This window comes from Devosia sp. (genome assembly GCF_024707125.1).
Lineage (GTDB): Bacteria > Pseudomonadota > Alphaproteobacteria > Rhizobiales > Devosiaceae > Devosia.
Map to the genome: position 1 here is coordinate 178730 of NZ_JANQAH010000011.1, position 26467 is coordinate 205196.

At 62.2% G+C, this 26467-nt stretch carries 24 protein-coding genes and 1 pseudogene; 10 read left to right on the forward strand and 15 right to left on the reverse strand.

Translation table 11 applies throughout. The features are described 5' to 3' along the window. Position 1 precedes the first annotated feature (1 nt). Both phnH and phnG read right to left on the reverse strand, forming a co-directional pair. Positions 2–598 (reverse strand): phosphonate C-P lyase system protein PhnH, encoded by a 597-nt coding sequence (gene phnH, locus NVV77_RS15990; RefSeq protein ID WP_295414966.1) that lies wholly within the window; start codon positions 596–598, stop codon positions 2–4. Continuing rightward, a complete protein-coding gene (phnG, locus tag NVV77_RS15995) occupies positions 598–1053 on the reverse strand; it encodes a phosphonate C-P lyase system protein PhnG (protein WP_295414967.1) in 456 nt (151 codons plus the stop codon). The genes phnH and phnG overlap by 1 nt, the downstream gene beginning before the upstream one ends. 76 nt (positions 1054–1129) lie before the next feature. Between phnG and phnF the strand changes: the two genes are divergently transcribed. Then, positions 1130–1855, forward strand: a complete 726-nt coding sequence (gene phnF / locus NVV77_RS16000; protein WP_295414968.1) for a phosphonate metabolism transcriptional regulator PhnF — start codon at positions 1130–1132, stop codon at positions 1853–1855. Here the strand turns inward: phnF and phnN are convergent. The 3 genes from phnN to NVV77_RS16015 all read right to left on the reverse strand — a co-directional run bounded on the left by phnN (position 1852) and on the right by NVV77_RS16015 (position 4736). After that, entirely contained in the window at positions 1852–2409 is a 558-nt protein-coding gene (phnN, locus tag NVV77_RS16005) for a phosphonate metabolism protein/1,5-bisphosphokinase (PRPP-forming) PhnN (protein ID WP_295414969.1), read from the reverse strand. The two genes, phnF and phnN, sit on opposite strands and share 4 nt — an antisense overlap. Continuing rightward, complete coding sequence (locus NVV77_RS16010) at positions 2406–3548, reverse strand: alpha-D-ribose 1-methylphosphonate 5-triphosphate diphosphatase (RefSeq protein WP_295414970.1); 1143 nt, start codon at positions 3546–3548, stop codon at positions 2406–2408. The genes phnN and NVV77_RS16010 overlap by 4 nt, the downstream gene beginning before the upstream one ends. Positions 3549–3629: 81 nt before the next feature. Further along, on the reverse strand, positions 3630–4736 hold the full coding sequence (locus NVV77_RS16015; protein ID WP_295414971.1) for an FAD-binding oxidoreductase: 1107 nt from the start codon (positions 4734–4736) through the stop codon (positions 3630–3632). Between the two features lie 242 nt (positions 4737–4978). On the opposite strand from NVV77_RS16015, the gene NVV77_RS16020 reads away from it, so the two are divergent. The 8 genes and pseudogenes from NVV77_RS16020 to NVV77_RS16055 all read left to right on the forward strand — a co-directional run bounded on the left by NVV77_RS16020 (position 4979) and on the right by NVV77_RS16055 (position 14123). Further along, positions 4979–6019, forward strand: coding sequence for an MsnO8 family LLM class oxidoreductase (locus NVV77_RS16020; protein WP_295414972.1), 1041 nt, complete (start codon positions 4979–4981; stop codon positions 6017–6019). A 15-nt stretch (positions 6020–6034) separates the two neighbouring features. Beyond that, a complete protein-coding gene (locus NVV77_RS16025) occupies positions 6035–7369 on the forward strand; it encodes an LLM class flavin-dependent oxidoreductase (protein WP_295414973.1) in 1335 nt (444 codons plus the stop codon). Continuing rightward, positions 7369–8553: a M20 aminoacylase family protein gene (locus NVV77_RS16030; protein ID WP_295414974.1), complete on the forward strand. Its 1185-nt coding sequence runs from the start codon at positions 7369–7371 to the stop codon at positions 8551–8553. Before NVV77_RS16025 ends, NVV77_RS16030 begins: the two co-directional genes overlap by 1 nt. Then, complete coding sequence (locus NVV77_RS16035) at positions 8550–9095, forward strand: GNAT family N-acetyltransferase (RefSeq protein WP_295414975.1); 546 nt, start codon at positions 8550–8552, stop codon at positions 9093–9095. Before NVV77_RS16030 ends, NVV77_RS16035 begins: the two co-directional genes overlap by 4 nt. Positions 9096–9189: 94 nt before the next feature. Next, positions 9190–10965: an amino acid ABC transporter permease/ATP-binding protein gene (locus tag NVV77_RS16040; protein ID WP_295414976.1), complete on the forward strand. Its 1776-nt coding sequence runs from the start codon at positions 9190–9192 to the stop codon at positions 10963–10965. Between the two features lie 83 nt (positions 10966–11048). Continuing rightward, complete coding sequence (locus tag NVV77_RS16045) at positions 11049–11990, forward strand: ABC transporter substrate-binding protein (RefSeq protein WP_295414977.1); 942 nt, start codon at positions 11049–11051, stop codon at positions 11988–11990. 102 nt (positions 11991–12092) lie between these two features. Beyond that, complete coding sequence (locus NVV77_RS16050) at positions 12093–13136, forward strand: LLM class flavin-dependent oxidoreductase (protein ID WP_295414978.1); 1044 nt, start codon at positions 12093–12095, stop codon at positions 13134–13136. A 70-nt stretch (positions 13137–13206) separates the two neighbouring features. Next, positions 13207–14123 (forward strand): annotated as a pseudogene (locus tag NVV77_RS16055) (ABC transporter substrate-binding protein). Positions 14124–14400: 277 nt separating this feature from the next. Here the strand turns inward: NVV77_RS16055 and NVV77_RS16060 are convergent. The 8 genes from NVV77_RS16060 to NVV77_RS16095 all read right to left on the reverse strand — a co-directional run bounded on the left by NVV77_RS16060 (position 14401) and on the right by NVV77_RS16095 (position 22099). Beyond that, positions 14401–14958, reverse strand: a complete 558-nt coding sequence (locus NVV77_RS16060; protein ID WP_295414979.1) for a flavin reductase family protein — start codon at positions 14956–14958, stop codon at positions 14401–14403. Between the two features lie 170 nt (positions 14959–15128). Then, positions 15129–15578, reverse strand: a complete 450-nt coding sequence (gene fabZ, locus NVV77_RS16065) for a 3-hydroxyacyl-ACP dehydratase FabZ (protein ID WP_295414980.1) — start codon at positions 15576–15578, stop codon at positions 15129–15131. Between the two features lie 157 nt (positions 15579–15735). Then, the gene (locus NVV77_RS16070; RefSeq protein ID WP_295414981.1) at positions 15736–16803 is read right to left on the reverse strand and encodes an ABC transporter ATP-binding protein; all 1068 of its coding nucleotides are present in this window, start codon (positions 16801–16803) and stop codon (positions 15736–15738) included. Positions 16804–16815: 12 nt separating this feature from the next. Beyond that, on the reverse strand, positions 16816–17664 hold the full coding sequence (locus tag NVV77_RS16075) for a carbohydrate ABC transporter permease (protein WP_295414982.1): 849 nt from the start codon (positions 17662–17664) through the stop codon (positions 16816–16818). Beyond that, on the reverse strand, positions 17654–18592 hold the full coding sequence (locus tag NVV77_RS16080) for a carbohydrate ABC transporter permease (RefSeq protein WP_295414983.1): 939 nt from the start codon (positions 18590–18592) through the stop codon (positions 17654–17656). Before NVV77_RS16080 ends, NVV77_RS16075 begins: the two co-directional genes overlap by 11 nt. 66 nt (positions 18593–18658) lie before the next feature. Beyond that, positions 18659–19873 (reverse strand): sugar ABC transporter substrate-binding protein, encoded by a 1215-nt coding sequence (locus NVV77_RS16085; protein ID WP_295414984.1) that lies wholly within the window; start codon positions 19871–19873, stop codon positions 18659–18661. Between the two features lie 85 nt (positions 19874–19958). Continuing rightward, the gene (locus tag NVV77_RS16090; protein ID WP_295414985.1) at positions 19959–20744 is read right to left on the reverse strand and encodes a DUF4037 domain-containing protein; all 786 of its coding nucleotides are present in this window, start codon (positions 20742–20744) and stop codon (positions 19959–19961) included. A 32-nt stretch (positions 20745–20776) separates the two neighbouring features. Beyond that, complete coding sequence (locus tag NVV77_RS16095) at positions 20777–22099, reverse strand: alpha-L-fucosidase (protein ID WP_295414986.1); 1323 nt, start codon at positions 22097–22099, stop codon at positions 20777–20779. 210 nt (positions 22100–22309) lie between these two features. On the opposite strand from NVV77_RS16095, the gene NVV77_RS16100 reads away from it, so the two are divergent. Then, complete coding sequence (locus NVV77_RS16100) at positions 22310–23317, forward strand: LacI family DNA-binding transcriptional regulator (protein ID WP_295414987.1); 1008 nt, start codon at positions 22310–22312, stop codon at positions 23315–23317. Here NVV77_RS16100 and NVV77_RS16105 read toward each other — a convergent pair. Continuing rightward, complete coding sequence (locus NVV77_RS16105) at positions 23314–24900, reverse strand: FGGY-family carbohydrate kinase (protein ID WP_295414988.1); 1587 nt, start codon at positions 24898–24900, stop codon at positions 23314–23316. The two genes, NVV77_RS16100 and NVV77_RS16105, sit on opposite strands and share 4 nt — an antisense overlap. Positions 24901–24980: 80 nt before the next feature. After that, complete coding sequence (locus NVV77_RS16110) at positions 24981–26456, reverse strand: mannitol dehydrogenase family protein (RefSeq protein ID WP_295414989.1); 1476 nt, start codon at positions 26454–26456, stop codon at positions 24981–24983. Positions 26457–26467: the final 11 nt, after the last annotated feature.

The following is a 26467-nucleotide window of genomic DNA, read 5'->3' on the forward strand; positions in this document are numbered from 1 at the left end:
CCTAAGCCTCCACAATCCGGCTCGAACGCGGCAGACCCATCACCTGGCCCCCCGCCACCAGCAGCAGGTCGACGCCCCGCGGAAACAGCTGACGGTTGTCGCTCCACTGCGCGACGAAATCCCCCGGCAACCCCACCGGACTGATCTCCTGCGTCTCGCGAATCCCAGGCCCACGCAGCACCAGCGTTGCGCCGCCACTCAGGTCAGGCACTTCCGCAATGATCGTCGTCGAGCGATCGGGATATTCTTGGCTTCCAAGATTGCAGCGCGCCAATTCCGGCATCGCATCGCCGAGTGCCACGAACGCAAAATTCGCCTTGGCCGGATCATCGACGATCGTCGCGCCGGTATGAAAACCGACAAAACCCTTCACCGCGTCCACATCGAGCGCCGGCGACAACCAGATCGTCGTGTCGTGGTCGCTCAACGTTAGCAGTGTGCTAGCCAATTCACGCCCAAGGGCACCCGAACCGTCACTCGAACCAGCCAGCTTTTGCTGTGTTCCAGGGTTCGCCAGCGCATCCAGAACAGCCCGAAAAGCCGCCTGCGCATCGACAACCGGATCGGCAAAACCAGCGCCAAAATCATGGGAAAGCATCAGTTGTCCCCTCTCACCATGGTGAAGAAATCGACCCGCGTCGCAGCCGTTTCCTCGGCCCGCACGTCGTCGCGCTCGGCGCCAAGTGCTTCCAGCGGCGCAATAATTTCCGCATCGATCCGGCCGGCTTCACGCTGGCGCAGCGCATCGATCACGGCGATCGCCTCGGCCTTGTCGAGGTCACGACCCAAACAATACCCGTGTCCCACTTCCCCGGTTACAATCCGCACACTGGCCCGGCTCACCGTCGCCTCGCCCAGATTGAACGGCGCCCCGCCGCCACCGGCCCGACCGCGCACCATGACCAATCCGGTCTCAGGTCCGCGAATACGCTGATGCGCTGGTTGTTCGCCAAAAACGGCCCAGCGCTCGGCCAGCGCCTTGGACGGTGCCGATGCCAGAACATCCAGCGCCCGCTTTCTCGCGCGTTGCTCGGCAGAAATCTCTGTCGTCATGCTTGCCTCGATTTGTCTAATAAACTAGACAACTAAATCAACTAGTTCCGCTCTACGCTTCCCGTGTGAAAGTGCAATGACAAAATCGCATTCAGCCGCAGGTGGCGTCGCGCTCTGGCGCCAGATCGCCGACGCCATCCGCCTCGACATCGTCGGCGGCAAGCTCGCCAATGGCGATCGCCTACCGACGGAAGCCCTTCTGGCAGAACGCTTTTCCGCCAATCGTCACACGGTGCGTCGGGCCCTGGCGGTCCTTGCCGAAGAAGGCGTTGTCCTCGCCGAACAAGGCCGCGGCACCTTCGTGCGCTCCATCCGCCGCCTGAGTTACCCCATCGGCAAGCGCACACGTTTCCGCGAAGGTCTCAAGGGCCAGGCCGGCTCCCTGATCTCAGTCAGCATCTCAGACAAAATCGAAAACGCCACCGCTCGGGTCGCGGAAGCTCTGGGCCTAAAACCCGGCGCCAAGGTCGTTCGCACCGAAAGCATGTCGGTCGCCGATGGCGTGCCGATCTCGCGCTCCACCACCTGGCTACCCTATCGCCGCTTCCCCGATTTCGCCGCGCGGATCAAGGAGATGCAGTCGACCACAATGGTCTTCCAAAGCTATGATATTGCAGACTATTCCCGCGCCTCGACCCGCATCTCCGCGCGCCACGCCGACGTCGAAGAAATCCGCTCCTTAAGCCTCGCCCCCGGCGCAATCGTGCTGGTCTCGGAAGCAGTCGACGTCGATCCCGACGGCGAAGCGCTGTCCTACGCCCTCACCCGTTTCCCGGCCGAACGCATGGAACTCGTGGTTTAAATATTTGCCGGCAAACGCAAAAGGTCTCGCAGCAGCGACACAAACTGCTCGCCCGCCAAATCGAGCGCACCCGAATTATCAATCCGCACCGTGCTCGCCGGCAGCCTGACGCCAACGCTGCGATCCATCCGCCGCCGGATTTCCTCGGCATCTTCCCGGCCGCGCCCCGCCAACCGCGTCGCGATCACCTGTGGGTCCGCCGTCACCTCGACCACCACCGCCGTCGGATAGCGCGTCACCAGCTGCGGAATGACCGCACGGGACAGGTTGGCAATCACCACCCGCCCCTCTTGCAGATCATCTTCCAGTTCCACCGGCAGCCCATAGCGCAGGCCATGCGCCGGCCAGCTCAGGGCAAAACGCCCTTCCGTCTCCGCCGCCACAAACTGGTCCAGCGTCATCGTATCGTGGTCTTCGCTACCGCCATCGGCATCCCGCGTCACCACGCGCCGCACGATGACGACATCGCCGGCCAACCGCTCGCGCGCATAAGCCATGACACTGTCCTTGCCGGCCCCGCTGGAGCCGACCACGGCGACGAAAGTGCCGGTCATATCACCCGCCGCCCCTCGCGCCACACGGTCTGGACGATCGGAATGCCCTCTTCGATCCGCAGGTGCACAAGGTCAGCCCGCTTGCCCACGGCGATCTCGCCGCGATCATCAAGGCACGCCGCCTCGGCCGGGCGCTTCGTCACAAAGCTGATCGCCTCCGGCAAACTTATCCCCGGCACCTCGTCGACAAGGCAGAATGCCGATTGCAGCATCGAGAAAGGAATGTAGTCAGACGACAGAATATCGAGCAGCCCCGCCGCCGCCAGATCGCGCGCCGAAACATTGCCCGAATGCGACCCGCCGCGCACCACATTGGGTCCGCCCATCAGGATCGCCATGCCCGCATCGCGCGACGCCTTGGCTGCCTCCAGCGTCGTCGGGAATTCGGCAATGCGAATGCCAAGCTCGACGGCTTCATCCACATGCGCCGCAGTCGCATCGTCATGGCTCGCCAGCGCGATTCCGCGCTCGGCACTCAACGCAGCCAGCGCCTTGCGGTGTTTGTCCGAATAAGTATCTGATTCAAAAGACCTTCTGGCGATGAACTCGGCCAGCGCAGCATCGCTCATCTTGAGCTTGCCCTGATAATAGACCTTATAGGCATCGGGGCTCGCAAACTGCCGCTGCCCCGGCGCATGGTCCATCAGCGAAGCCAACCGCACCAGCGGGTGGTCCATGATCTTCTCAAAGCTGTCGAGACAATCCGGCGCCGAAACCTCGCAGCGCAGGTGAATCAGATGGTCGGCCCGCAGCCGCCCGGCATTGACGCCAGCCGTGATCGCGTCGGCCAAAATCCGCAGCTCGTCCATGCCCATATCGGCATGCTCGTCGATGCCAACGCGGATAGCGTCGAACACGGTGGTAATCCCCGAAGCCGCAATCTGCGCATCATGCGCCTGCACAGAGGCAACAGGGTGCCACCGCACCTTCGGCCGCGGCGCATAGTGCGTTTCCAGGTGATCGGTGTGCAGCTCGACCAGCCCCGGAATCAGGTAGTCGCCATTGAGATCCGTGCCGCGCTTAGAAGTCGTACCGATATCGGTAATGACACCACCGGAAATTTCCACTGCGCCTTCAAGCACTTGGTCGGCCAGCACGATGCGGGCATTGGTCAGGACGGTCGAGTCGAGGGCTTGCATGGTCGTTTCAGCACGTTCGAATGAGAAAGGTCGGTCCGATAGCCCCATAATGTGACAGGGCAACGACACGCCGCCACAGTCTCAGAGCGAACCAAGCCCCGCAAGATAGCGCGTCGCTGCCACACCGGAGATTTCTCCCACCAGCGCCCGCGCCAGCGTATCGCCCACCTGCACGCCCAGCTTGAACCCATGCCCCGAACAGGCGCTGACCACCCAGCCAGCCCCCCCGATCAGCTCGACGATAAACCGCTCGTCGTCCGTCACCGTGTAGTAGCAAACCTTGCGCTCAAGAATTTTGTAGTCCGCCGCATCGCGAAACGCCCGGTTCAGCGCCGCCAGAACCGACTTCACATCAGCCTCGCTGGCAATACGATCATCGCTGCCATGCCCTCGCCGGGTAAACACATGGTCGCCAATCTTGAGCCGCGTCCCCTCCCGCGGCGGCAAGACGTAAGCGCCATAATCCGCCGCCATATCGACCACCACCGGAGATGCTGCCCAGGCGGCCGCGTATTGGGCCGGCGGCTCAAGATAGAGCACCAATTGTCGTGACGGCACCGCCACCTGCGCATGGGCCGGCAACAGATCACCGATCCATGCCCCCGCCGCGACGACAATCACATCAGCGCCATGCACATGTCCATCAACCGTGACCGTCCCCGCCTCGGCATCAACCGAAGTCACCCGGCCGTTGGGCCGCAGATCAGCACCATTCTCACCCAGCCATCGCGCCAGATCCTCGACGATCCGCCGGGCAAACAGCATCCCCGCCCCTTCCGCCTCAAAGGCAGAGTGCACGCCGTCCAGATTGACGAAAGGCAGCCGCGCCTCAAGTTCGCCAAGGGAAACCGAGCGATGACCAATCCCCAGCCCGTCTAACTCCCGCGCCGTCGGCCCGTAATAGTCCTCGTCCGTCCGCGACACATAGACCGCGCCCGTCGGCAGATAGTGACTGCGCCCCAGATCGCGCCAAAGCTGCTCGTAAAGCGCAAAGGTCGGCACCATCAGCGCGCCATAGCCATCGAGCCCCGCATAGGTGTGCCGCGTAATGCGATGTTCATCGAAGGAGGACGAGACGGGGTTGGGAATCGGCCCCTGATCGAAAACCGTCACGTCCACACCACGCCGCCGCAGCGCCCAGGCCAGCGAAAGCCCACCAATACCGGCGCCCACGATCGATACTTTCATTCCATCTCCTTCTGGCCGCAGGTCTTTTGGAGACTCAGCGCCATCTCGCTGCCGATTTGCTCGCACATTTGCCGAAAGAAGCACATTCTTTCTCGCCGCCTCCCGGCAACAGAATCCAGCCAGCGCCGCCCCTCTGCCGAGGGAAAAAGCCTTGCCATTATGGGCTTGATCGACCAACATGCCATTTATCTATCAATTTTGTAGACTTAACATGTGGCTCTGTTTTCCGCGAGGAGCCATTCATGTCCTATCGCCTCAGCCTGCTCGACAAGAGCCCGATCGCAAAAGGCGAATCCGCCACTGCCGCCCTGCGCCGCACCATCGCTTTCGCGCAGCGCGCCGAGGCTCTTGGCTACGAGCGCTTCTGGGTGGCGGAACACCACAACACCCCCGACCTCGCCAGTTCCTCCCCCGAAATTCTCATCGCCGCACTGGCATCTGCCACCAAAACCATCCGCGTCGGCTCCGGCGGCGTCATGCTGCAGCACTACAGCCCCTACAAGGTCGCAGAAAACTTCAACCTCCTCGAAAACCTTGCACCGGGCCGCATCGATGTCGGTATCGGCAAGGCTCCCGGCGGTCTCCCCCTCTCCACCCGCGCCCTGCAAGCCGGTCGCAGCACAGAGAACCGGCCCGACTTCGCAGAGCAGCTTCGCGAACTCGACGCCTATCTCGGCGTTGGCAGGGATACCCGCACCGAAGGCTTGGCGGCGACACCCGCCACATCGGCGGAAAGCGAAAAATTCCTCCTCGGCGCATCGGTCGAAAGCGCCACCCTTGCCGCTGAACTCGGCTGGCATTTCGTCTTCGCCCGGCACCTCAATGGCGACGACGTCGCCCTCGCCTCGGCCATCTCCACCTATCGCGATCTCGCCCACCGCACGCCCATCGTTGCGCTGGCGGCAATCGTTTCCGCCGATGGCGACAAGGCCCGCGAAACCGCCGAGGCCTTCACGCCCTACCGCGTCACCATTCCCGGCGGCCAGAGCGTCACCGTGGGCAGCGAAGCACAGGCCGCCGAATATGCCCGGCAAGCCGGCGTCACCGATTACGCGGTCGAAAAGCGCAAGGCCAATGTCCTCGCCGGCACCGGCCACGACATCATCGCCGCTACCGACGCCCTCGCCCGCCAATACGGTATCGAGGAATTCATCCTCGATCTCGCCAATCCCGGCGACAGCCGCCTCGACGCCATCGAACTGATCGCCTCAGCGCGGACGCAGTCCGTCGCGTCAGCGCGCGCAACGGCCCGCCAGACCACTCCCACCGCCCTTTCCGCCTGATCCCTGGAGATCCAAATGACTCAGAACCGCATTCCCTTCGGCCTGATGCTGCACGGCCCCGGCGGACACATGAACGCCTGGAAGCACCCCAGCGGCCCCGCCGACGCATCGGTCAATTTCCAGTTCCTGCTCGACCAGACCCTCAAGGCCGAAGCCGCAGGCATTGCCTTCGCCTTCGTCGCCGATGGCCTCTACATCAACGAGCAGTCCATCCCGCATTTCCTCAACCGCTTCGAACCGATCGCCCTGCTTTCGGCCTTGGCCGCCACCACCAGCAAGATCGGCCTCGTCGGCACGCTCTCGACGTCATACAGCGACCCCTTCACCGTCGCCCGCCAGTTCGGCTCCATTGATCTCCTGAGCAATGGCCGCGCCGGCTGGAATGCCGTAACCTCGCCGCTCGAAGGCTCCGCCCGCAACTACGGCCGCGCCCAGCACCCCGACCATGCCCTGCGCTACGAAATTGCCGCCGAGCACATCGATATCGTCAAGGGCCTATGGGATTCCTGGGACGACGATGCCTTCACCCGCGACCGCGCCACCGGCCAATTCGCCGATTTCGAAAAGCTGCATCGCCTCAACTACAAAGGCAAATTCCACTCCACCGAAGGCCCGCTCAATATCCAGCGCTCGCCCCAGGGTCAGACCGTGCTGTTCCAGGCCGGAGGCTCCCCGGCTGGCATCGAACTCGCCGGCCGCCACGCTGATGCGGTCTTCGCCAATTCCACCAATATCGAGGAAAACCGCACCCTCACCCAAAAGCTCAAGCAAAGCGCCGTCGCCCATGGCCGCGGCGCCGATGCAATCAAGGTGCTGCCCGGCATCGGCGTCATCGTCGGCTCGACCGAAGAAGAGGTCGAGCGCAAATACCAGGAGATCGCGGGCCTCGTGAACGTCAAGGAAGCGCTGAACTATCTCGGCCGCTTCTTCGATCACCACGATTTCAGCCAATACGATCTCGACGCGCCCTTCCCCGAACTGGGCGATATCGGCCGCAACAATTTCCAGTCCGGCACCGACCGTATCAAGTCGCGCGCCAAGGAGCGCGGCCAGACCCTGCGCGAAGTCGCGCTGGAACAGACAACGCCGCGCAGCGATTTCCAGGGCACGCCCGAACAGATCGCCGACAAGATCATCGAATGGGTCGATGCCGGCGCCGCCGATGGGTTCGTGCTCGGCTTCCCCGTTTCCGCCCAGGGCTGGAAGGACTTTGATGAGCACGTCCTGCCCATTCTCGAAAAGCGGGGTCGCCACAGCCGCGAGCAGATCGGCTCGACGCTGCGCGATCACCTCGGCCTGCCCTTCCGCGAAAGCCGCTATGCGCTGCCGCAAGAAAAGGCCGCCGGCTGATGGGTTTTGCGGCACCCATCAAACCTGAAGCGGCGGAGGATTTCAAAGCCCTCCGCCGCTTCCTCCATACGCGCCCTGAACTCGCCTATGCCGAGCACGAGACCAGCGCCCTCGTCGCCACCTATCTCAGCGATTGGGGTTTTGAGGTCGAAACCGGCATCGGCGGCACCGGCGTTGTCGGCTCCCTGACGGTCGGCCCCGGCGAAAAAGCCATCGGCATCCGCGCCGATATGGACGCCCTTCCCATCGAGGAAGTCACGGGCCTCGACTATGCCAGCCTCAACCCCGGCAAGATGCACGCCTGCGGCCACGATGGTCACACCACCATCCTCCTCGCCACCGCACAAAAGCTGGCAGCGACTCGCAATTTCTCCGGCACCGTCCGCCTGATCTTCCAGCCCGCCGAAGAAATCGGCGGCGGCGCCCGTACAATGATCAATGACGGCCTCTTCGAGCGCTTTCCCGTGGACACCGTCTTCGGCCTTCACAACTGGCCCGGCATTCCTGCCGGCCAGTTCGCCTTCCTCGAAGGCCCCGCCATGGCCTCGGTCGACATGGCCGTGATCCGTATCCAGGGCAAAGGCGGCCATGGTGCCAAGCCGCATCTCTCCATCGACCCCGTCGTCATCGCGGCCAGTCTCGTTCTCGCCCTGCAAACCGTTGTCTCACGAAACGTAGATCCGCTGCAGGCCGCGGTCGTCACCGTCGGCTCCATCCATGGCGGGAGCCTTCCCAATGTCATACCTGACAGCGTCGAACTGCAACTGACCGTCCGCTCCTTCGACGAAACCGTGCGCCAATCCATCCGCGAACGCATCACCACCCTGGTCCACGCCCACGTCGCCTCCTACGGCGCCACCGCAGACCTCCGCTACCCCACCGGCTACCCCGTCCTCGTCAACGACGCGGCGCACACCGATTTCGCCCGCGATGTCGCAAAACGCCACTTCGGTGCTGACCGCATAGACCCAAGCCTGCGCCCCATCACCGCCAGCGAAGATTTCGCCTTCATGCTCGAAAAGCGTCCGGGCAGCTATCTCTTCCTCGGCAATGGCGACAGCGCCGACCTCCATAGCCCCCGCTACGATTTCAACGACGCCATCATCCCCGACGCGGCCCGCTATTGGGTGCACCTCGTCGAGGACTTTCTTTCCGGCAACACCTTTGCTGAGGCCACGCCATGACCGACCGCTTCTTCTACACTCTCCCCACCGATCCCGTCGCCCTGCCGCTCGTCGAACAGCTCACCGACGAGTACCAGACCCGCTATGGCAACTATTTCGAGGAAGGCGGCGCCGTTCAGGAAATGAACCGCTACCCCCCCGAGCGTTTTGCTGCGCCCGATGGCGCCTTCTTCCTGCTGCTGCGCAACGACCGCCCCATCGCTGGCGGCGCCTTCATGCGCTATGACGAGACCACCGCCGAGTTCAAGCGCGTCTGGACCGACAAGGATTTCCGTCGCCAAGGTCTCGCCAAGCGCGTTCTGGTGGAGCTTGAAGAACAAGCCATCCGCCAAGGCTATGAGCGCGTCTATCTCACCACCGGCTTCCGCCAGCCCGAAGCCCGCGGCCTCTATCTCACCACCGGCTATTCCGCGCTCTTCGATCTCGAAGCCAATCCCGAAGACATCCAGATCCTCGCTTTCGAGAAGGCGCTGACCGCTTCAGCCGGCGTTTTCGCCGCCCGGAATAGCGATGCGCAAGTGGCGCTGGCGCAGGGCAAATAGTTCCTGCGCCCATCCAAAGTGAGAATGCCTGACACTTCTTCAGGCAACAGGCTCAAACTAATATCCACTAAATCGATAGACAATAGGTGATGGAATGGCATCGGTAACGGATATCGGCTCGGAAGCCCCAGCACGCCCGGCCACGCGCGATCTGCATCAGCTGCGCATCGTTCCCGCAAAACACCCCTGGCGCATCGCCGGCAGTCTCCTTGCCGCCTTTGTCATCGCCATATCGCTCCATTCCATTCTCACCAATGAGCGCTGGGGCTGGGCGGTCTTCGCCGAATATTTCTTCTCCGAGCCCGTCCTTGCCGGCCTTGGCCGCACGCTGCTCCTGACCGGCATTTCCGCCGTCATTGGCTTCCTCCTCGGCGGCCTCCTCGCCTTCGCGCGGGTCTCGAAGTCGCCGCTGCTCTCCGGCCTCTCCTGGGGCTATATCTGGCTGCTGCGCTCCATTCCGCTGATCGTGCTGCTGCTGGTGCTTAACAATCTCGGCTACCTCTATGCCAGCATCAATCTCGGCGTTCCGTTCACCGACATTCTCTGGGCCCAGTTCGACACCGTCCAGACGCTGAGCCCCTTCACCGTCGCCATTATCGGCCTCAGCCTCAACCAGGCCGCCTTCTCCTCCGAGATCATCCGCGGCGGCATTCTGTCGGTCGATCAGGGCCAGCACGAAGCCGCAGCAGCCCTTGGCCTCAGCCGCTGGCGCCAGGCCGTCCACATCGTCCTGCCCCAAGCCATGCGTGCCATTCTGCCATCGGGTTTCAACGAGATCATCGGCCTCGCCAAGGCGACCTCCATCGTCTACGTGCTCGCCCTCCCCGAGCTGTTCTACACCGTGCAGGTGATCTACCGCCGCAATCTGGAAGTCATTCCGCTGCTGATGGTGGCGACCGTCTGGTACCTCATCATCATGGTCGTCCTTTCGACGGTCCAATATTTCATCGAGCAGTACTATTCGCGCGGCGCCCGTCGCGAAGCCCTGCCCCCGCTGGTCGACAAGCTCTTCCGCCTGATCAGCCGCAACGTGCCCCAGGCGCAGACCACCACGCCCGTCTCCACCATCGCCGACCGAAAGCCAATCGCCGGCTTCGAAACCGGTCGCATCGGCGGCGAAGTCGAAATCCACGGCGTCAACAAATCCTTCGGCAGCCTAAAGGTTCTCGACAGCGTCAATCTGACCGTGGCATCAGGCGAAGTGGTCGCCATCATCGGCCCCTCCGGCGCCGGCAAGTCGACGCTCCTCCGCACCATCAATCACCTAGAACGCGTCGACACTGGCATCGTCGCCATCGACAGCGAGCTGATCGGCTACGAGCGCCGCGGCGATGCCCTCCACGAACTGAAGGAACCCGCCATTCGCCGCCGCCGCGCCGGCGTCGGCATGGTGTTCCAGAATTTCAATCTCTTCCCCCACCTGACCGCGCTCGAAAACGTCATCGAAGCGCCCGTTTCCGTCGCCGGCCTGCCGCGCGAGGAAGCCATTGCGCAGGCCCGCGACCTCCTTGCCCGCGTCGGTCTCGCCGACAAGGCCGACGCCTATCCGCGCCATCTCTCCGGCGGCCAGCAGCAGCGCGTCGCCATCGCCCGCGCCCTCGCGCTTCGCCCCAAAGTTCTGCTCTTTGACGAACCCACCTCCGCCCTCGATCCCGAACTCGTCGGCGAAGTGCTCGACGTGATCAAGGAACTCGCCAAGTCCGGCACGACGCTGGTGATCGTCACCCACGAAATCGGCTTTGCCCGTGAAGTGGCCGACCGCATCGTCTTCATGGAGAGCGGCAAAATCCTCGAAGTCGCGCCGCCCGAGCGCCTCTTCAGCGCCCCGTCGCATTCCCGAACCGCAGAGTTCCTCGCCAAGGTCCTCTAGCCCTAACCAAACCTCGCGCCCTCCTCCCTCTTTCCATGCCGGTCAGCGGCAGGATGGCGCACGTCCAAACGAATGGATCAGACATGACCACCCTCTCCCGCAAAAACCTGCTTAAAGCCGGCACTGCCCTCCTCCTCAGCGCTATTTTCGCCCCGGCGACCTTCGCCCAGACAAGCCTGAGCCTTGATCCCAACCCGACCGATCGCCTACACGCCGAAAAGAACGACGCTGCCGCCGCTCTCCTCCCGGCTGATCACCAATGGGCCAAGAACGGCACCATCAGCATCGCGGTTGCCCCCTGGGCCCCGCCCATCGCCACCTATGCAACTGACGCCACCACGGTCGTCGGCTTCGACCCCGATATCGCCCGCCTCGTCGGCGAAGTCCTGGGCGTTCCGGTCGAGATCATCCCCGTCGCCTGGGCCGATTGGCCGCTGGGCCTCGCCTCCGGCAAATATGACGCGGTCATTTCCAATGTCGGCGTCACCGAAGAGCGCAAGGAAAAGTTCGATTTTTCGACCTATCGCCTCGGTCTCCACGGTTTCTACGTCAAAGCCGATAGCCCGATCACCGCGATCACCGAGCCCAAGGACATTGCGGGCCTAAAGGTCATCACCGGCTCGGGTACCATCCAGGAAAAGATCATCCTGCAGTGGGACGAACTCAACAAAGAGGCTGGCCTCGCCCCCGTCGAAGTCCAGTACTACGACGATGACGCCGCTGCGGGCCTCGCGCTCGCCTCGGGCCGCGCCGATACCAATTTCAATCCCAATTCCACCCAGGCCTATCACGCTGCCCAGACCGGCGAGACCAAGCTCGTCGGCACCGTGAGCTCCGGCTGGCCACTCCCGGCCGAAGTCGGGATCACCACCGTCAAGGATTCCGGCCTCGCCGAACCCTTCACCGCCGCCATCAACGACCTGATCGAGACTGGCCTCTATGCCCAGCTCTTGGAGCAATGGAACCTTGGAGCCGAAGGCATCGAGGTGGCCAAGACCAATCCCCCCGGCCTGCCCAAGCCCTGATCGGCACGAGTTTAGAGATCGTCCGGACCAACGACGAACGATCTCTAGCGCGGGCGGTGTTCTCCCTCCTCCCCTGTCCCGCCCGCGCCACTCTTTTCTGGAATGACGACCATGACGCAGCACATCAAAGAGATCGGCTTTCTCACCCCCGGCAATTTCGACAATGCGGCACCCTTTGCCGGCATAGACGAAACGCTAGACCTCATCGCCTTCGGCGAAAAGCTCGGCTTTGACGGCGCCTGGGTCCGCCAGCGCCATCTCGAACCCGGCATCGGTTCCGCCGCCGTCTTTCTTGCTGCCGCCAGCCAGCGCACAAGTCGCATCCAGCTTGGCTCCGCCGTCATCCAGATCGGCTACGAAAGCCCCTTCCGCCTCGCCGAAGACCTCTCCATGGTCGACGTGCTCTCGCGCGGACGCCTCAATGTCGGCCTCAGCGCTGGCGTCCCGCCCCATAGCCATCTCATCGCTCATCTGATCCACGACGGCGACTGGAAGCAGCACGACCTCAGCCACGAACGCATCAAGCGGTTTCGCGACAATCTCAGCGGCGCCTATCTCGGCGACGATGAAACCTTCGTCCAGACGCCCTTCGGCCCGCAGCGCCCGCGACTCCAGCCCCATGCCGAGGGTCTGGTCAACCGCCTCTGGTATGGCGGCGGCTCACAGCGCTCCGCCCGCTGGGCCGGCGAAAACGGCTTCAATCTCCTCACGGGCAATGTGATCTCAGGCGAAGGCACCGACGATTTCCACACCGCGCAGGCCAATCTGATCAACACTTGGCGCGAAGCCCTGAATGGTCGCCCCGCCCGCGTCGCCCTCGGCCGCGTCATCGTCCCCACGGACTCCGCGCCGCCTTCGCGCATCGCCCGCTACGAGGCCTATGCCGCCTCGCGCCTCGAACGCACTTTTAAGCCACAGGGCGAGCGCCGCACCCTTTTCCCGCGCGACCTCGTCGGCCCCGCCGAACAGATCGTCGAATGGCTGCTCGATGACCCAGTGCTGCCCCTCGTCTCCGAACTGCGCCTTGAACTTCCCTACGAGTTCAAACGCGCGGAATACGAACAAATCCTCACCGACACCATCACCCGCATCGCCCCGGCTCTCGGCTGGCAGGCCAAGACCGCGCCGCCTCTGGCTGCCGAATGAGCTTCGCTCCAGCGCCCGCGCGACGCTGGAGACACCTCCCTAGCGCATCCCTCAGGACAAGGAAGACGACATGAAACTCAAATCCCTCCTCACCGGCGTTGCCCTTCTGGCGCTTGCTACCGCCAGCCACGCCGCCGAATTCGACCTCAGCCCCGAACAGCCCGGCCGCCTCAAGGCCGAACGCAATGAGGCCGCCATCGCCGCCATCCCGGCTGACTACAAGTTCGCCGCCGATGGAAAATTCACCGTCGCAGTCTCCCCTGGGATCCGCCGATCGCCACCTACGCCACCGATAATCAGGCCCTCGTCGGCTTCGACCCCGATCTTGCTTCGCTGGTCGCCGACTCGCTCGGTCTCGAACTCAATCTCGTGGCCACCGCCTGGGCCGATTGGCCGCTGGGCGTCAGCTCGGGCAAGTTTGATGCGGTGTTTTCCAACGTCACCGTCACCGAAGAGCGTAAGGAAAAGTTCGATTTCTCGAGCTACCGCCAGGACGTGCTGGGCTTCTATGTCCGCAATGACAGCCCCATCCAGTCGATCACCGAACCCAAGGACATTGCGGGTCTGAAGGTCATCACCGGCGCCGGCACCAATCAGGAAAAGATCATCCTCGAATGGGATCGCCTGAACAAGGAAGCCGGACTCGCCCCCATCGAAGTCCAGTACTACGACGACTCCGCCGCCAGCACCCTCGCCATCCAGTCCGGCCGCGCTGACGTCGAGTTCAACCCCAACCCGACCCTCTCCTATTCCTCCGCCGTTACGGGCGACACCCGCCTCGTCGGCGTGCAGAGCGGCGGCTGGCCGGTGAAGGCCGAAATCGCCGCCACCACCCGCAAGGGCGCAGGCATTGCCGACGCCATCACCATCGCCATCAACGGCCTCATCGAGAACGGTCTCTACGCCCAGAGCCTCGAACGCTGGAACATCGCCGCCGAAGCCGTCGAAACCTCGCAGACCAATCCGCCCGGCCTGCCCAAAACCTGATTTCTTCCAACAACCACCTTCCCCACTGGGCCGGCTCACACATGTGCGCCGGTCTTTTTTTGTGAGGGACACAGCGCAGCTGGTGAGGATTTCCACGACGCGGCTACCCACCAGCTGTCACCCCGGCGCAGGCCCGGGCCCATCTCCAAATCTCAGGATGGGTCCCAGCCTGCGCCGGGATGAAAACCGGGGGCGGGCCGATCTACGGGGGCTCAAAACAACAAAAAGCCCCGACGCCATCAGCGCCGGGGCTTTCGATGCAAAAGGGCCAAAAACCTCAGCTCTGGAACGGATCCAGCGTCGGCAACAGCTGCTGGTATTGTCCCCGCCAATAAAGCAGCGGCTGCAGGTCCGTCGACAGCTCAACCGAGCGCACTCGTCCCAAGACAATCGCGTGCGAATGCCGCTCGATGGCCTCGTCCAGCTCGCAATCGATCACCGCCACCGCACTCTTGAGCCCGAGATTGCCACTGTCGAGCCGGTTCCATTCCCAGCCCACATAGCGATCATTACCCCTGATCCCACCACGACCAGCAAACCGGTCCGCAATCGCCGATTGCCCATCGGTCAGAATATTCACCGCAAACGACCCCGCATCACGCAGCGCCTGCCAGGACGACGAGGACTTGTTAAGGCTCACAAGAATGGTCGGCGGCTCAGCCGAAAACGAGGACACCGACGTGGCGGTAAAGCCCGTCCGATTTTCCCCCGTACCCACGGTGATCACGCTCACCGCACCTGCAAGGTTGCGCATAGCCTGCTTGAAGGCAGATGCATCGACAGCATCCGCAGCCTGCCGAACCGGCGCATAAGTTGCAAAATCGACAATCGACACCGTCAGTTCTCCTATCCCGCGCCAATGCAAGGACGCAAAGCCTGGAGAAAGACTAGCCCCGGTCGCCGAAACGCGGGAGGGCGCGAGGGAGCACAGTTTCCCGCCGTACGCAGCCCGAGAGGAATTTATATCCACTAATTCTATAGACTAATAATTTTCAGTGGCAGACGCTAGTTGGCCACGAACATTGCCGTGATGATCGCCTCCGCGACGACCCTGTCGCCGACCTTGGCGATCCCGCGATATCGGCCAATCTGCCGCCGCCTCTGTTCCTTCTGCAAATGGAAATGCAGCACGTCGCCCGGATGCGCCGGGCTCCTGAACCTGGCCTGATCGACGCCAAGCAGAAGCATTGAATTTACGTGCTCGCCGTCCGCCTGGCCGCGCAGGGCAATAGCGCCCGCCACCTGGGCGATTGCCTCGACGATAAGGACACCGGGGAAAATAGGCTGATCGGGAAAATGCCCCTGCGCCCAGGGCTCGTTGATCGAAACGCATTTGACGCCGATCGCGCTGTCGTCGCCGTCGATCGAAACGATCTTGTCCAGCATGAGCATGGGAAAGCGGTGTGGCATGACTTTGAGCAGGTCACCGATTTCCATAGCGCTCAACTCGACCATCTCAACAAGCTCCTCAAATCCAACACATTCGAATCACGGCCACCAATACGGGAGGCGTCGCATACCGCTTGCAGCATTGTGAGGCAGAGCCAAGGCAGAAAACGGACTTTGCACGTCCCGCAGCAAAGTCCTGGAGCAAGACAGCATTCCGCCCAGATCAGCCGAGGCGCGTACCCGTCTGCTGGTCGAAAAGCGTGACGCGATCGGGGTCTGCTTCGATCCCGATGGAAGCGCCCACCTCGGCAGCAAGCCGGTCATGCACCACAACCACGATCGGCTGGCCGCTCACCTCGACCTGCAAATGCGTCTCCGACCCCGTCGGTTCGATATTCAGAACCGAAGCGCCAATGCCGCCCTCGACCACGCGAATATGCTCCGGCCTGATCCCGACCTGCACCGCACGCCCGACATAGGCCCGCGCCTTCTCGCCCAGCGGCCAGAGCGTGCCACTCACATCGCGCAGCACGAGCCGCCCGCCCTCCTCGACCACTGTCCCATCGACAAAATTCATCGACGGCGAGCCGATGAATCCGCCGACAAAGCTATTGGCCGGATTGTCATAGATCTCGAGCGGCGAGCCGATCTGCTCGATGCGCCCTGCCCGCATGACCACGATCCGGTCGGCCATGGTCATGGCCTCCATCTGATCATGGGTCACATAGATCATCGTCGCCTTGAGCCGGGAATGCAGCGCCTTGATTTCCCCGCGCATCTGCACACGCAGCTTGGCATCGAGGTTCGACAGCGGCTCATCAAACAAAAACACCGCCGGATGCCGCACGATCGCACGCCCCATAGCCACGCGCTGCCGCTGGCCGCCCGAGAGCTGCCGCGGATAGCGATCGAGCAACGGCTCCAGCGCCAGGATCTCCGCGGCGCGTCGCACTTCGTTCTCGATCTCCGGCTTGCTCTTGCGAGAAAGCTTCAGCGAAAACGCCATATTGTCCCGCACCGTCATATGCGGATAGAGCGCGTAGCTCTGGAACACCATGGCGATATCGCGTTCCTTCGGCTCCAGCTCGTTGACCACGCGACCGCCGATATCGATCTCGCCATCAGTGATGCTTTCGAGCCCCGCAATCATGCGCAGCAACGTAGACTTGCCGCAACCCGAGGGCCCGACCAGCACGACGAACTCCCCGTCCCGCGCCGCCACGGAAACCCCGTGCAACACCTGCATGGGACCATAGGCTTTCACCGCATTGCGAATGGTAACACTGGCCATCTCGGCCTCCTTTTATCGGCCGCCCATGCCCGCATTGAGGGCGATGGAATTGTAGATGAGTTTTTGCAGCAGAATGGCGAGGAACACGCCCGGCAGCATGGAAAGCGCCGCGCCCGCCATGATGAAATTCCACTGCGTGCCCTGTTGCGTCTGGAAATAGGTCAGACCCACCGGCAGCGTCGCATTGTCGGTGCCGGTCATCACGATCAGCGGCCAGAGGAAATTGTTCCACTGCGCGATGAAGGTGAAGAGCGAGAGCAGGCCGATGGCAGGCATGGACAGCGGCACGATAATGCTGACGAGGATGCGCAGCCGCGAAGCCCCATCGATCCGCGCCGCCTCTTCCAGTTCCATCGGAATGGAGAGGAAAAACTGCCGCATCAGAAAGGCCCCAAAAGTCCCGAAAGCGACCGGCAGGATGACACCCTGGAAGGTGTTGACCATCCCGAGGCTGTTGACGATCAGGAACAGCGGAATGATCAGCATGATCGCCGGCACCATGAGCGTGCCCAGATACGCCATCAACAGCGCATCGCGCCCCGGAAATTTGAGCCGTGCAAAGGCATAGCCCGAAAGGCACGACACGATCACGGTGATGATGGTCACGCTCACCGAGACAAACATGCTGTTGAAGAAGAACCGCCCGAACGGCAGCTGCGTCCAGGCCTTGGCGAAATTATCCCATTCGAACACATGCGGCAGGATGCGCACCGGATAGGCCATGACCTCGGCATTGCTGCGCACCGCATTGGTCACCATCCAGAAGAACGGGAACAGAAACAGCAGCGCGACGATAAGCAGACCGCCATGGTTGAGAATGTCGAGCGCCAGGGAAAGCCGCGTACGGGACTTAGTTGTCATAGTGCACCCACTTGCGCTGGAGCCAGAACTGCACGGCGGTGAGGGCCATGATCATGGCAAACATCACCCAGGCGATGGTCGAGGCATAACCCATCTGGAAATTCTGGAAGCCACGCTGATAGATCGCATAGCCCAGGGTTGCCGTGGCATTGCCCGGCCCGCCGCGCGTCATCACATAGATCTGGTCGAAAACCTGCAGCGAGGTGATCGCCGTCATCACCGTGCCGAAAAACAGCGTCGGCGAAATCAGCGGCAGCCTGATCTTCCAGAACCGCTGCCAGGCATTGGCGCCATCGATCCGCGCCGCCTCGAGATAGCTCTGCGGCACCATGTCGAGCGCGGCATTGAACAGCACCGTATTGTACCCCACGCCCGCCCAGAGCGAGACGATAATGATCGCCTGCATGGCCAGGGTCTGGTCGGTCAGCATGCTCGGCATCTCAACCGAGATCGAGCGCATGATGAAGTCGAAGAACCCGCCCGGCGCAAAGATCAGCATCCAGACGATGGCGACAGCGATGCCGGGGGTGAAGGTCGGGAGGAAAAAGACCACCCGGAACCATCGCTGTCCCATCTTGAGGCTGGAGATCCAAACTGCCAGCCCCAATGAGATGACGATGTTCAGCACCAGATATTCGGCGGTGAAGAACAGCGTGTTTCGAAGCACCGGCCAGAATTGCGGGTCGGCGGTAAAAAGTCGGACATAGTTGGAAATGCCCACGAATTGCGGCGTGCCGAGCAGCTTCCAGTTGGTAAAGCTCAGCACCACCGAGGCGATGATCGGCACCACCAGAAACAGCACCATGCCGATAAGGCCTGGCAGCAGGAAGAAGAAGGCGGTCCGCCCTTCCCGCCGATCCAGCCGGCTGCCCCAGCGCGAACGCTTCTGGCTACCGGCTACCTCGGTCACATCATTGATCGCCGTCATGGGCTCCTCCCTATCCAGCGTAAGAATGGACCCGGCCGGTCCCGTCGACCAGCCGGGTTTGGGCGCTTAGAAGGGAAGCTGGTTCTGGATGTCGCCCAGCACCGCGTCCGTCGTCGAGTCGCCGTTGAGGGCGAGCGGCATGTACTGGGTGATCAGGTTTTCGAACTCGTTCCAGTATTCGTTGAGGCGGAACGGGGTCGAATGAGCAAACATGTAGTCGAGCACTTCATGAGTGCCGGCCACATCCTTGGCCGCAACGTCATACCAGAACTTCTGCTCGGCAAGACGACCCGGCAGGGCACGGCCGGCCGAAGCCAGGATTTCCGCAGCCTTGGGGCCGGTCAGGATCTGCAGTGCCTTATAGGCCTCTTCCTTGTGCTGGCTCGTGGCCGAAATACCCCAGCCCGAGCCGGCGGTGATGAAGCGCGATTCACCTTCCCCGCGCGGCAGCGGAGCCACGCCGATATTGAAGTCGACGCTGTCCTTGGTCTGCTGCAGCACCCACGGCCCGTCGATATACATGGCCGCGCCACCCGCTGCGAAACGGCCACTACCGGTGATGGAGCCGGCGCCCGAAGCAAAGACCGGCGAGGTCTTGTCGACGGCGACGAGGTCAACGAACTTGCCGACCGCAGCGGCATAGCCGGCATTGGTCACGTCAAACTGGTTGCTGTCGTTGAAATATTCAGCGCCAAGCGCGACCGGGCCGGCGACAAAGTCAAAGGCCTGCACGGCATAGCCATAGTTCTCGCCTTCGGTAAGCTTCTGGGCCGCAGCCTTGAAGTCATCAAAGGTCCAGTCGAGCGCGGGTTCGGCAACGCCAGCTTCCGCAAACCGGTCGCGGTTGTAGTAGACCATCCACGGGCCGACGTCATAGGGCAGCGCATATTGCGTGCCGTCATGGCCGAGGCCGGCAATGATCGAGCTTTCGAACACCGAGGTGTCGAACCCGTCGCTCTCGAAGTGCGCATCGAGCGGTTCGAGAATGGAATAGAAGCTCGGCATGCGCATGGACTGCATGGCGACGAGGTCGCCGATCTGGCCGGACGAAGCCAGCACCGGCAGGCGGGTCCAGTAGTCGGTCCAGCCCGAAATCTGGGCCGTCACGGTGATGTTGGGATATTCTTCGGTCACGAGGTCAGCCAGGCTCTTCCAGAGCGCGGCATCCTTTTCGTCGCCCCACATCTGCCAGGTCAGGTTCACCTGCTCCTGGGCTTGCGCGGTGGCGATGAAGGCACTGCTTGCGAGAAACGCAGCAGCCAGAACGGTGGTCAATTTCACGGTAGTCTCTCCTCAGTAACTACAGGTTGATCGGCAAATTCGGTCGTTCCGGAGTTCTTGGGCTCCGGCTGGTCGGGCAGCCCTTTCAGGCCGCAAGCAACACCTCCAGGTCATGGACCATGGTGATGAATTCGGCGCGCTGCCGCCGCCAGGCATCGGCATCGCCGCCCAGCTCCAGCATCTGTGTCATGCGCGGGATGAAGTCCGGCGGCAGGTGCTTGAGCTCTGCCGCCATCGGCAGGTTCCAGCCATCGCCGGGGTAGTAGACGCGGTTGAAGGCGAAAACGACCTGCAGGATCGCATTGGCGAGCTTCCCGCTGAGCCCGACGAGAAACACCAGGTCCCGCCGCTCCACCTTGCTTTCGTAGTGATAGTCCTGCGCCCAATAAGCGAGAATTTCGCGATACTGGCGCAACACAGCCGCCCGCAGCGCCTCGGGGTAGCACACCAGTTGCGCCTTCCAGCCGGCCAGTACGCCGTCGGGATCGGAAACGATCTGCTGGTTCGCAAGATCGGTCGGCAGATGGTAGCCCCAGATCGTCCACTCAAAGCTCTTGTCGACCGGCGCACCATCGATCCAGGCGGCGAGATCGCGATGCACCCCCGCATAGGAGCGCATCCAGACCCCATCCATGCGAAAGCCCTTTTGCTCCCAGTGGCGCATGGTTTCTTCAAACCGGCGCCACTGCGGCGTGCTTTCGATATCGGGCCCGCGATAGGCATCGGCATAGACGCGGAAGTCATAGTCCGACTGCGCATCTGCCCGACCCTTGCCGCGCGATCCGGCAAGGGCGACTGCGCCCCTGCCGTTGTCGGCCAGGTCCGCAATGAGCGGCGCCATCGCTGCAATGAGCTCGGCTTCCTGGTTCATGGTACTAACCGGTCTTCTGGTCTGAACCCCGCTCAATCCTTGAGGAACAGTTCGACGACAGGAGAAACCACGTCAGGCTTTAGCACCGGCAGTTCCAGCGTCAGGATGCCATCGCCAACGGCCACACCGATATTGGAGTCGACTTCGGCATCGGGATCGAGCCAGTGGATCTCGCTCGCGTCATGCAGGAACTGCGCATACTTCACCTTGCGCCCCAGCCCTTCGATATGGACATGGCGGAAAGGCCAGTTCTGCAGGTGCAGATAGAGGCGATTGCCCTTCTGCGTGAACTTGGTGCCATTCGGCGCCTTGAACTCGGAGGCGCCAGCGCCATAGATCGACCGGGAATTGACGTCCATCCATTCGCCATAGGCCGCGAGCGCCTTGTTGGCACGCGCGTCGAACGTCCCGCGCGCCGTCGGCCCGACATTCATCAAGAGGTTGCCACCCAGCGCCACGGTATCGACGAGGATATTGATGAGCTGACCCTCATCCTTCCACGTACCCTCGTCGCGGTGATAACCCCACGAGCCGGACAGCGTATGGCAGACTTCCCAGCGCACCGGCTGGCCGTTGATGGTCGGCGCCACGCGCGGCGTATACTGCTCGGGCGTCGCCAGGTCCTTGGGGAAATTACCATCGGTCGGCAGGTCCAGGCGGTCGCCAACAATGATGTTGGGCTGCAGCTTGCGTACGAGGCCGATAAGCTCTTCGCTTTCCCAGTCATTGCGCCCCTTGCCCGGCATGCCGCGATATTCGCGGTTGGGGTAGGAGAAGTCGAACCAGATCACCGAGATTTCGCCGAACTGGGTGAGCAGTTCCGTCACCTGGTTGCGCATGTATTCGGCATAGTGCCGGACATCGCGTGTCTTGTTCATCTCCAGCGCATCAGCATGGTTGCGTAGCGGATGGATACCATCGATCGGGAACTGCGGATGATGCCAGTCGATCAGCGAATAGTAGAAGCCAACCTTGAGCCCTTCAGACCGGAACGCTTCGACATAGGCCTTCAACAGGTCCTTGCCATATGGCGTATTGGTCGCCTTGTAGTCGGTGAACTTGCTGTCCCAAAGGCAGAAGCCCTCATGGTGCTTTGCAGTCAGCACCACATACTTCATGCCCGCCTCGCGCGCCCGGCGCGCCCATTCCTTGGGATCGTAGAGGTCGGGATCGAAATTCTCGAAATATTTCCGATAGTTCTCGGGCGAAATCTCTTCGCGGTGCTGCACCCATTCATGGCGAGCAGCGAGCGCATAGAGCCCGAAGTGAATGAACATGCCAAACCGGTCTTGGGGGAACCAGGCCTTGCCGTCCGCCACGCCTGCACTGCCGCTGATTGTATGAGCGCTATCCAATTCATCCTCCTTACCGATTTTATCGAACCGGTTCGATCAGCATCCTTGAATCATGCAGCCTTGATGTCAACCCCTGCCGGCAACGCCCTGCAAAAGTAATAATCTCGTTGCGTGAAACGCAGCAAATGCTAGATATCGCGAGAGAAATGTTAATGAGGAGCGTGCCTCAGCTCTGTGTGCGAGGCATAGAAACGGTTCGAAAAGAAGCCGATGGCAACGATCAGAGATGTAGCCAAGATCGCCGAAGTGTCTGTTTCGACAGTCTCTTTGGCCTTCAGTAGCCCCGGACGGGTCAGCCCCCGCACGCTTGAGAGAATCCGCAGCGCCGCCGCCGCGGTCGGCTATGTCGCGGACCCCTTGGCCCAGAGCCTCGCCCGCGGCCGCAGCCGCATGATCGGCTTCGTCGTCGGCAATGTCGGCAACCCCTTCTTCGGCGACATTCGCCGCGAGCTCGAAAACTACGCGCTCGAGCATGAGCACTTCGTCCTCATCACCGACTCCTCGGGCAAGACCGATCGCGAGCGCGACCTCATCGAGCACCTGATCGGCCTCAAGATCGCCGGCCTCGCCCTCGCCCCCTCAAGCTTCGGCCCGGACTACGTCAAGTTCGTGGAATCGATCAAAGTGCCCATGGTCTGTTTCGACCAGAAGGTCGCCGGCATTGAGCGCGACTTCGTCGGCTCCGACAACTTCCTCGCCGGCGCCATGCTGACCGAACACCTCCTGCAGCTTGGCCACCGACGCATCGCCTTCATCGCCGGCCCGCAGCACATGCACACCGCGTCCGAACGCTATCGCGGCTTCGTCGAAACCATGGCCAGTGCCGGGGTGGAGGTGAACCCCAACTACGTCGTCGATGGCCAGTTCACCCGCTCGGCCGGCTATGAAGCCGCCATGCGCCTCCTCATTCAACCAGAACGGCCGACTGCCATACTCGGTGCTAACAATGCGGTAGCATTAGCGGCACTCCAAGCCATGCAAGAGCTAGGCTTTTCGTGCCCAGATGACATCTCATTGGCCATGATCGACAACGTGCAATGGAGCAGCGTCATCACCCCGCGCATCACCATGGTGGTGCAGGATACGCTCCAGCTCGGCAACATCATCGCCCGCCGCTTGCTACACCGCATTACTGATCCAGACGCCAACAACGAACCCCCGCAAGACTTTGTTCTTGCTCCGAAATTCGTCCCCGGAAACTCCTGCCGCCGAATCTAGTTCATCGCGTCGATGGCCTGGCGCTGCCGCAGCATTTCCAGAAAAATCCGATAATCCCGATCAAACTGCCCCCGCGCCGCCTCGTTCGGCGCCCGCGACGTCCCACCCTGCTGCATCGCTAGACAGGCCTGATCCAAACTCGAATAAATCCCCGCCGCATTCGCCGCCACCATAGCCATCCCCAAGAGGGTCGCATCCGGCGTCGAAGGCTCCACCACCGTGCAACCGGTGGCGTCAGCGTAAAGCTCCATCAGCAAAGGGTTTTTCGTGTGCCCGCCAGTAATGTGGAGCGTATCAATGGCATAGCCGCGCGTGTTCAGCGTCTCCAGAATATGCCGGACACCGAGCGCAATCGACACGCACGTGCGCCAATAGAGACGGCACAGCGAGTCAAAATCGCTGTCGAGCGTTAGTCCCGAAATCACGCCGAGCGCAAAGGGATCACCCAGCGGCGAGCGGTTGCCATGGAAATCTGGCAACACATGCAAGCGGTTAGCCAGGTCCGGGCCTTCGACCTGTCGCAACTCCACGACACGCCGACAGATCGCCAGATGCTTCTCCCGCGTCGGCTCACCCCCTGCCCCATGCCAGCGGATGATATGATCGAGCAGCGCCCCGGTGGCAGATTGCCCGCCTTCATTGAGCCACACGCCCGGCAGGACGGCACCGAAATACGGTCCCCAAACGCCGGTCGTAGGGCGATCTTCGGCCGATAAAGCCATGACACAGCTCGATGTTCCGGCGATGAGGGCCAGATGGCGATCGATGGTTTCGACGTCGGGGGCGAAGGCGCCGAGGACGCCGAGAGCGCCGGCATGGGCATCGATGAGGCCAGCGCCGACATGGCAATGGGTGGTGAGGCCGAGCTGGTTGGCAGCGTCTTCGGTCAGCGGGCCGAGGTCATCGCCAACGGGGCTTGCAACCTCAGGAAGTGCTGCCTTTTCAATGAGATCGTCGAGACCGACGAGTTGCAAAAAGTCTTGCTGCCAGCCGGGGGTGCGGTGGCCAAGATAAGTCCATTTGCAGGTCAGGGTCGATTGCGAACGGGCCAGCGAACCGGTGGCCTTCCAGGATAAAAAGTCAGCAAGATCAAACATCTGGCCGGCGCGGGCCCAGCTCCTGGGCAGGTTGCGCTTGAGCCACATGAGCTTAGGCACTTCCATTTCCGGCGACATGACGCCACCGGCATAGTGGAGCACTTCATGGCCCGTACGGGTGCATTCATCGGCTTCTTCAAGGGCGCGATGATCGAGCCAAACTATTGTGTCCCAACGATCTTCTCCGTCTTTGGAGACGGTGACCGGAGCGCCCAGCGCATCGCGGACGACGAGGGAACAGGTGGCATCAAAGCCTATGCCGACGACATCGGCCGGGTCGGCCTTGGCTTCGGCCATGGCGGTGCGGACGGCGAGGCAGACGGCGGACCAGATGTCTTCGCTGTCATGCTCGGCAAAGTTGGCGTCGGCGCGCCGCATAAGGATCGGATTTTCGTGGCGGCCCAATAGTTTACCGTCACGCGTGAATACGCCGGCCCGGGCGCTGCCGGTTCCTACGTCCACTCCCACCAGGAGGTTTTGCGACACGCCGCCCTCTCTTCTCGGTCCCGGCGGGACCTTAGCGGAAGGCGTGACGATGAGCTAGGGGCCACGCCCGAACCATCTGGCTAAAGTCGATCAGCCAGATACGCTTCGAGCGTGGCCTTCGTCCCCTGCGTCCACAGAGAATTCAATGACTTAGTGAAGGCGGCGATGAAACTGGGGGCCTTGGCGAGGTCGCCGTAAATGTCTGCCATTTCGAGCCAGGCGGCGGGATTTTCCTTGGCTTTCTTCGATTGTGTGGTCAGGCGATCCCAGTTCGGATCGTTCGGTTCGATCACTGCGCCGCTGTCCGTCGTGCCGTAGCAATAGCGGCACCATAGGGCACTCACGAGGGCCAGACCGGTTAGCAGACTGTTAGCGTTGACCCTGTCCAAAGCCGAGGGAATGACAAACTTTGGCTGGCGATTGGAGCCATCGAGGCAGAGACGCCGGATCGTGTCGCCAATCTTGGGATTGGCGAAGCGATTTTCGCAGAGCGCGAGATAGTCCTTGAGGTCGGTATCGGGCACTGGCGGCACGACGGGAATGATCTCTTCCGTCTCGACCTTCTTGAGGAACGCAGCGACCAGTTGGTTCTCCATGGCTTCATGGACGAAATGGATATCCATGAGCCCGGCCGGATAGGCGATGGTGGCGTGGCCGCCATTGAGGATGCGGATCTTCATGTGCTCATACGGCGCGACATCTGGGACGAACTGAACCCCAACCTTTTCGAGCGCCGGGCGGCCGGCAGGGAAATTATCTTCGAGCACCCATTGCTTGAAGTTTTCGCAGAAGACCGGCCAGGCGTCGTCGATACCAAAATTGTCGGCGAGCAGCTTTTTCTCACGGTCCGACGTCGCCGGGGTAATGCGGTCGACCATGCCATTGGGGAAGGCGACTGCAGACTTCACCCAGGCGGCGAGTGCGGGATCGATCAGGGCAGCAAGGCCGGCGACAGCGTTTTCGGTGACGTGGCCATTGCCGGGGATATTGTCGCAGCTCATCACGGTGAAGGGCTGCAGGCCGGCATCGCGGCGTTTGTCAAGACCGGCGAGGATCAGGCCGAAGGCGGTCTTCGGCGCGTCGAAATGCGCGGCGTCATAGGCGATGTCGGGGTGTTTTGGGTCGAACTTCTGGCTCGCCGGGTCGATGTAGTAGCCGCCCTCGGTGATGGTCAGCGAGACGATACGGATGGCTGGGTCAGCGAGTTTTGCGATGACGGCGGCACTGTCGCCGGGCTTCAGGTAGTCGATCATCACGCCGGTGATGTGGGCGGAGCTACTGTCGGCTTCCTGTTCGACGACGGTGGTGAGCCAATCCTGCGCCGAGAGTTTTTGGCGCATTGCCTCGTCGGTCTCGCGCACGCCGGCGCCGATGAGGGCCCAGTCGTGGCCCTCGCCGAGGTTGAACAGTGCGTCGAGATAGACGGCCTGATGGGCGCGATGAAAATTGCCCACGCCGAAATGGACGATGCCGGGAGTGAGATCGGCGCGGCTGTAGCGGGGAACCGCGGCTGATTTGATGGCGTCGAGATTGGCGGCGGAGAGCTTGGTGGTCATGGCACTTATGT